6 protein-coding genes are annotated in these 6,840 nt (G+C 38.5%); 2 read left to right on the top strand and 4 right to left on the bottom strand.

What is annotated here, in order from left to right; genetic code table 11:
• Nucleotides 1–431: 431 nt before the first annotated feature.
• Together QZU45_RS11020 and QZU45_RS11015 are read left to right on the top strand one after the other, a co-directional pair.
• Nucleotides 432–2,123 carry a DDE-type integrase/transposase/recombinase gene (locus tag QZU45_RS11020; RefSeq protein WP_295355264.1) on the top strand — a complete coding sequence of 564 codons (1,692 nt, stop codon included), beginning with the start codon at nt 432–434 and terminating at the stop codon, nt 2,121–2,123.
• 3 nt (nt 2,124–2,126) lie between these two features.
• Nucleotides 2,127–2,495, top strand: a complete 369-nt coding sequence (locus QZU45_RS11015) for an ATP-binding protein (protein ID WP_295355262.1) — start codon at nt 2,127–2,129, stop codon at nt 2,493–2,495.
• Nucleotides 2,496–2,765: 270 nt separating this feature from the next.
• Here the strand turns inward: QZU45_RS11015 and QZU45_RS11010 are convergent, their stop codons facing one another.
• The 4 genes from QZU45_RS11010 to QZU45_RS10995 are packed head-to-tail and all read right to left on the bottom strand — an operon-like array spanning nt 2,766 to nt 6,528.
• Complete coding sequence (locus QZU45_RS11010) at nt 2,766–3,239, bottom strand: hypothetical protein (protein WP_295355260.1); 474 nt, start codon at nt 3,237–3,239, stop codon at nt 2,766–2,768.
• A 37-nt stretch (nt 3,240–3,276) separates the two neighbouring features.
• Nucleotides 3,277–4,134, bottom strand: coding sequence for an AAA family ATPase (locus QZU45_RS11005; RefSeq protein ID WP_295355258.1), 858 nt, complete (start codon nt 4,132–4,134; stop codon nt 3,277–3,279).
• Between the two features lie 2 nt (nt 4,135–4,136).
• On the bottom strand, nt 4,137–5,675 hold the full coding sequence (locus QZU45_RS11000) for a DDE-type integrase/transposase/recombinase (protein WP_295355256.1): 1,539 nt from the start codon (nt 5,673–5,675) through the stop codon (nt 4,137–4,139).
• Between the two features lie 28 nt (nt 5,676–5,703).
• The gene (locus tag QZU45_RS10995; RefSeq protein ID WP_295355254.1) at nt 5,704–6,528 is read right to left on the bottom strand and encodes a hypothetical protein; all 825 of its coding nucleotides are present in this window, start codon (nt 6,526–6,528) and stop codon (nt 5,704–5,706) included.
• Nucleotides 6,529–6,840 lie beyond the last annotated feature (312 nt).

Genomic DNA, 6,840 nt, shown 5'->3' with positions numbered 1-6,840 from the left:
CGCAAAATTCGGTTCACATCGGTATAGAAATTCGGGCTAACCTCGGTATACCTCATTTATAAAAATTCTGCTTAACATCGGTACACCTCCTTTCGAGAAATACGCCGTAACTTCGGTATATTTTTTTTGAAAAATTCTAAATAACCTCGGTACACCTCTTTACCAATAATTCGGAATAACCTCAGTACCCCTCCTTTTCAATAATTCGTTTCAGCCTCGGTAATGTTTTTGAAAAAAATACATCAAATATGCGTTTATTATATTTTACGCATGTAATGGTACATGTGTTTAATTTTAATAAAGGAGGTTCTTCTGTGCCTCAAGGAAAAAATATGGAAATAACACAATTGCGGGCAATTTGTAATGATTTTGCTCTTGGATACTCATATAACTCCATTAAAAACAAACGAAATCCTGTCGCGAAGTCAACTTTGCAGAAAATAAAGGAAAAACTACAGATTGGAGGGCTTCTAGACATAGATAAACTGCAAAAAACTTCTGATGAGGATCTGGTGATCTTAATGTATGGAGTGAAATCTCATCTTGAGAAAAAGCCTGGCAGTAATTCCTGTGAAATCGTAATAGATCGCACTGCTGCAGACCGAATAGACAACAGCAGAATGCATCCAGCTCACTTTGAAGATCTGATTATAAGATTTGAGGATAACAGGCATCTGACAAAGGAGGATTTATACAGAGATTATGTTGATGAAGCCATAAAAGCTGGCCATGAATATTATAAACGAACGGCTTTTATGACTAGATTCAATGCCCTCATAAAGAATCGTAAAGGTCCAGATGTTTACATGCACCGTGAGCACATCATGGGAGACGAACTGCAAATGGACTGGCTGGGGCCGAAATTTGAGGTAAGAATAGGTGCAAGAGGTGAAACAAGGGCCTGTAGTGTAATTGTTTTTGTATGGGCTGCCTCTAATTATGTTTATGCCCAGCTTGTCCCTGATATGACAACCAGAACCACCTGTGATGCAATAAGGAATGCTCTTATCTCCTTTAACTGTCTGCCTCGCAGACTTGTTATAGACAATCAGTCCTGCCTGGTAAACAAGCATGGGAAAGGACAAGAAGGAATTCTAAACGCCAGTTTTGAATATTTTTGCAAAAGGTGTGGCATCGGCATTGATGCTAATAATCCTTATTGCAGTAATGAGAAATCTGCAGCAGAAAATTCTGTTAGGCTAGTTGAACAGCGAGTTTTAACCAGATTGGAATACGCTAGAGGAGTGTTCACCATAGATGAATGTAATCGAGAAATCATCAAGCTGGTGAACACCTACATTAATAACACCAGCTACCGTGGTGGCGGTGTTAAGGACACAAGAGGAAATATTTTTAGAAATAAAGAATTACCAGCTTCCCTAAGAATAGATTCTCCTCTGCCTAATTTTATAGAACATCATGCTTTTTTGAAAGTCGGAAAGGATTACCACATCAAGCTAAACGAGGCTAGTTATTCAGTTCCCTGGAAATACGCTGAGCAGTATGTCAATGCTGATATTGAAGGAAATCAGATAACAATATATGACTTTAATCATCTAAATATATTGGCAAGACATCCTGTTAAAAATAAGGGTGAATGGTCCACGATGAAGGAGCATATGCCTGAAAGTCATAAAGCTGTAAAAACTAAAGAATTAGTCTATCAGGATAAATCTGACATCAGGGAGGCTGCAATGTCTATCAGCACTTCACTAGCTTCGTTCTGTGAGTTTATGCTTAATCGAGGAAACTGGTTTGAAGACAAGAAGGCCTGTATTCATATCATAAACCTGTACAAAAGGAACTTCAGAAAGAAGCTTATCTACGATCAGGCAATCCAAAAGCTGTTACATCTTAGTAATCCAGTCTTAATTAATTCCTACGAATTAAAAAAGATTATAAAAGAATACGAAAAGTATGCCTCCACACACAATGGAGCCCTTCCTATTCAGACAGATCTTTTTGACAGCATTGGTACAAGTATTGATGCAGACTGTAATGCCGCTTGTCTGCGTGGGGCCTCAGGATTTAGTGATTTAAACGCCAAGTTTAATGAACCTGCCGTAACGTCAGATGCAACTAAAGCTAACTCAAATAATCAGAATTCAATATTAGAGGAATAAACAATGAATACATTAAATGAGCAGAATAACCTTATCAAGACCTTAAAGAACCTAGGCTTAAATGGAATGGCAGAGGCTGCAACTAACCAGTTTAATAACGAATTCTCTTATTCAGAGCTAAATTTTTGTCAGAGACTGCAAGAACTGCTGGAGAGAGAAGATTCATACCGTAAGGAAATGAAATATCAGAGAATAATCAGACAAGGTAAATTGAAATATCAACTTACTTTTAATGATATTCATTTTGGTGAGGCTGATGGTTTGAAAAAGGATGATCTAAAATATCTGATCAGCAATCACTGGGCTTTGGTCAGCCCAGTTAATATCTATATTCAAGGGAAAACAGGTGTGGGCATTCTGGCGTATGTGTGACCTTCAAAATGAGGTCGAACGACTGGCAGATGATCCTGGTAAGCTAAAATCATTTACTACAAAATTAGCAAAATATGACGTGTGTCGTAGACGGCTTAGTTTGTCAGTAATTTTGATGCCAATTTTGTCTGTTCTTCACAGATGTTTTCATCCAATAATGCAATCTATTGCTGACGCCAATTTTATCCACAGAAGTTGCTATGGCCTCGTTTCTAAAAACATAAAAAAAACCGTAGAACTATCTACGGTAGGATGGTCTGTCCAGTCAGTTTAGAAAGGAACTTCATCATTTAGTGCTGGAGCTGAATTGAACTTTTCCTTGCGTTCTATTTCGAGCTCATATAGATGAGCTTCTACTATTTCCTGTATTACTTCTGCATTTTTTTCCAGCTCTTCTTTTGTCAGGCTTGAAATAATACTGCTGTAAAGAGATTCAGAAGCATCAAAACAGTTTTTAACGTGCAGATCTATATGGATAAGCGCCTTTTTCAGTTTTCTCATTATTGCCAGATAACTTCTCATATTATTTAGCTTATATTCCAGTTTTGCATGCTGATCTAAAGAGCGCATATCCCTAATTTTGTAATCAGATATTATAAATGACGCTGTGTCTAGAATAGACTTCAACTCCTCAAGTTCATACGAAAGGGTTCTGGCATCAGAACTGATCTCAGGTCCAATCTTTCCCTTCCAAAAAGACTCTTCTTCCAGGCAAACAGAGCTTTCTATTTCATTTACCGTCATAATCATCTCTCCATTTGATTTACTAGGACACTGTTGTTCAGGCGTTGACGCCTTTTAAAATAATATCAATAACCTCATTGTTTGCTGCCTGAGCTACCAGTTCAGGTGTAACAACTGACTGATTTTTTAGCGCGGCATAATTAAGAGAATGAATACAGATTTTATTGATCAGACGAGGTATTCCTGAGGAAAGATCTGATACCAGCTCAACTGCTTCAGAGGAAAAAAGAGGCTCTGAACTACCTGCCCAGCGAAGGTGAGATGCAATATAAGGCCCAACCTGTTCTTGTGTCAGATTGCCTGTTTTGCATACGTACATTATTCTCTGGGTAATTGCCTTACATCTTTCTGTTTTGAGAATATTCCAGATTTCTGATTGACCTGACAGAATTAAAGTCAGAGGTGAACCAGAATCATAGCGGGAACCATTCAGTAAAAAACGTATCTCCTCAAGCAGGTCATATTTCTTGTAACTCATTGAAAAGAGATGCGCCTCGTCTACGACCATAATGACTTTCTTATGATAGGTTTCCCTCTGGATCTCCAGTTCTTTATGAAACTGCCTTCTTGCATCATTAACATATGTATGAGCTTTAATTCCCAGCATTTCCAATGGAACTGAGTATAACCATCTTGGTGTTGCGTTTGACATTGAAACATACAGCACGAGAAATTTTTCTGGATTCAGTGATGATGTAAAATTTCTTAAAACTGTGCTTTTTCCTGTACCAGGTTCTCCTGACAGCACAGCAAAGGAATTATCCTGAACCGCCAGCTGCAGTTTATTTTGAATTTCTACAATACTGTCTGATTTGTAAAGATATTCAGTACTGATTCTGTTGGTAAACGGCATATTTTGAAGCTTAAAATATGATACAAAGTCTTTAAGTTCCATGCTTAATCCCCCTTCTGGCACAATTTATAGAGTGACTGCTGAGCAGGTGCCTCTGATTCTTTCTTTTTAAAAAGAAGCTCCCTGGAGAGCTGCTCTTTAAAAGAGCTTTCATCCTTATAGGTGCCGTTCTTTTTAGCTATATCTCTGTAATAACGCTCAACTACCGGTGTTACCACAGACTCTCCCTCGAAACTTTGCTCCTGATGGAGATCAGTTTCTTTTTTTGCGGTTCGATCTGTAAAATCTACATCTGCAGTAATAACATGCTCAAACAGTGGTACAAATTCATATTCATTACCGTCAGCCCCGATATCCTGTGGAGCTTTCTTTACAGCCAGTTCAATTTTTGCATCAACTGAAGAGTAAACAATGGTTACTCGTTCTCCTGCTTTTGCATAACCGGCATTTATTTTGTAGAGCTTTCCCTTGAAACTGATGGTTCCGTCCTTGGACACTCTTCTTGAGGAACGTGTGGTAAATGCGTAAGTTAACAGCTCTAAATCTGCAATTCTTACCATGGTTCTATCGTTGTTGAAGGCTTCATTTGGGGAAAGCTTATGCTTTTTTCCTTGCTCATCCGTATACAGAAGGGCTGAATGAGGGCGATTATTATATTCTTCAATCCATTGAGCGATAAGTTCAACGAATTTGTCGTACCTTAAATCATTCATCAGCCTAATCTGATCCAGAAGTGCATCAAGCGTACCGTTAGCCCTCTCCAATGCACCTTTAGATTGAGGCGTATAAGGTTTAGAGCGTTTATGTGTAATGCCAAGACAGTGGCAGCAGTGATTGAAGGCCTGCCCGTGATATATAGACCCCTGATCGGTGAGAATGGTTTCAGGAATGCCATACAGCTCTATAAGCAGCTTGAAACTGCTTAAGGCAAGCTCTTCCCTTTGGGAAATATCAATTTTATAGGTTAGAATTTTTCGGCTGAAATTATCCATCCATAACTGGATATAAGGTGTTACCGGAAAGCCCTTTTCATTTACAACACAATGACGAGGAGGCTCTTTTACGTCCCCCTGTATCTGGCTCATTTTGTGGAGTTTTCTGTATCTTCCGAAAAAAGCTCGACCTGAGACCTCTGCCTTTCTTAAAAGTTCATTACGACCATAGCCGTTTTTACTCAAATGATCCTGCAAAGTACTGCGTTTTATAATTCCAGCGAGATCAGGATGACGGCCTTCAAGGCAGGCGATAATCTCATTTACACTTATGGTCGGAGACTGTAAACGCATAGCCTTTGCCTCATCCAGTAAAGATTCAAACTTGATATACAGTTTCTTGTCAGTTCGAATCTTTGGATATTTAGTATTCAATCCAGCAATACCTTTTTCAGTGTAATCCGCAAGCCATCTTTTTATGGTTCGTTTCGATACTCCGGAATCACTTGAAATTGCTTTGAGTTTATTAAAAAACTCTGTTTTTTCGATTTTGGTTTCAGCTTTAATATGCAACAGAGGTGCTATTACCTGCAGTCTGTAGTCTGCGGTACTTTGAAATTTGTCGTTAGCTGCGTATTTATTTTTGCTCATAAGACTCCCTTAATCTTAAAAATTAAACTTAAGGAGGGACAATATCCTTCCGCAGAACAATATTACTGGCACTATAAGGTAGAGAGATCTTATGTAATGTGGATGAAATAAGGCCACGCCGGCAGATGGTCAGTAAGATGTTTGATAATGATAAATCTTTTGAGGAAAACTCTTTAAAATCAGTAGAAAGATAGTCCTGACCAGATATATTTCCAGCGACAATATGCTGAGTTCTAAGCAGATTTGGGGTAATATTCCGAAGTAAATTCACAGCAGAGTGTAGTCTTTTGGCGTGTCGGCCCAGTATATAACGCGCAAACAGAAAACTATCACCATGGTATTTCTTAAAAAAGTAGCTAAGGTAAGGTTCACCTCTGCAGAGCTCTTCAATATGTTTCTGGGTTAATTTCTTCCTTGGCTGAGGAGATAGCTCTAATATTCTGTAGAATATTTTATGAGCTTTAAGAACTTCATCTGCAGTTACACTATCAACAGCCTCTTGAGGAATCATATCCTCTCTTAGCAGAACATGAATTTCTTTTGAACCGTGACATTGTCTGTTAGCACATGTCAGCCTTTGCAGCTGAAATTTTTCGACACAATTCTTTCCGTAGTTATAGATAACTTTCTCATAATCTGTAAAACCGTCCTTGATCAATAACATTCCACAGATTGAACAGCACGGACGAGCTGATTTAAGAAAAGTTAGCCGTAAAACTTTTTTACCATCTTTTTTAAGATGCTCAAAAATCCTGCAGCCAGAGTATGCTATATTGTAGAAAGTACACCGCCTTGGCGTCTGTACTGGGATGGGTGCCAGCTCGGGTTTTTGCAAGAATTTTAGAGCTGGCACCTGACGCCTATTCTAAGCATAGTACATACCTCTTCTAGTATTCCTATCCATCAATCACAAAGCATCTCTTTATGAATGAGATTCAAAAGGCTTTTATTTCATTTTTAAATTTGAAGAAGGACAGACTTACGTCTGTAGGTGAGGAAATTTATAGGGCAACGGAATGGTAATTATTGGCGGCAGATCTGAGGACAAATTGAGATAGCATTAACAACGTGCTCGCCATTGATGATCTGGGCTTAAATTCAGAAGTTATGCCAGCAAAAATTGTTTCCTTTATCTTTAATGTGATAGACGCAAGAAGCCCAAGAA

The sequence above is a fragment of the uncultured Succinivibrio sp. genome, from assembly GCF_902756765.1.
Taxonomy (GTDB): domain Bacteria; phylum Pseudomonadota; class Gammaproteobacteria; order Enterobacterales; family Succinivibrionaceae; genus Succinivibrio.
This window is presented reverse-complemented; position numbering and strand designations above follow the sequence as displayed.

Excerpts from the sequence above, each read along its gene's own strand:
- QZU45_RS11000 (WP_295355256.1), bottom strand. The coding sequence starts at position 5,675 with ATGAGCAAAAATAAATACGCAGCTAACGACAAATTTCAAAGTACCGCA.
- QZU45_RS11010 (WP_295355260.1), bottom strand. The coding sequence starts at position 3,239 with ATGACGGTAAATGAAATAGAAAGCTCTGTTTGCCTGGAAGAAGAGTCT.
- QZU45_RS11015 (WP_295355262.1), top strand. The coding sequence starts at position 2,127 with ATGAATACATTAAATGAGCAGAATAACCTTATCAAGACCTTAAAGAAC.
- QZU45_RS11005 (WP_295355258.1), bottom strand. The coding sequence starts at position 4,134 with ATGGAACTTAAAGACTTTGTATCATATTTTAAGCTTCAAAATATGCCG.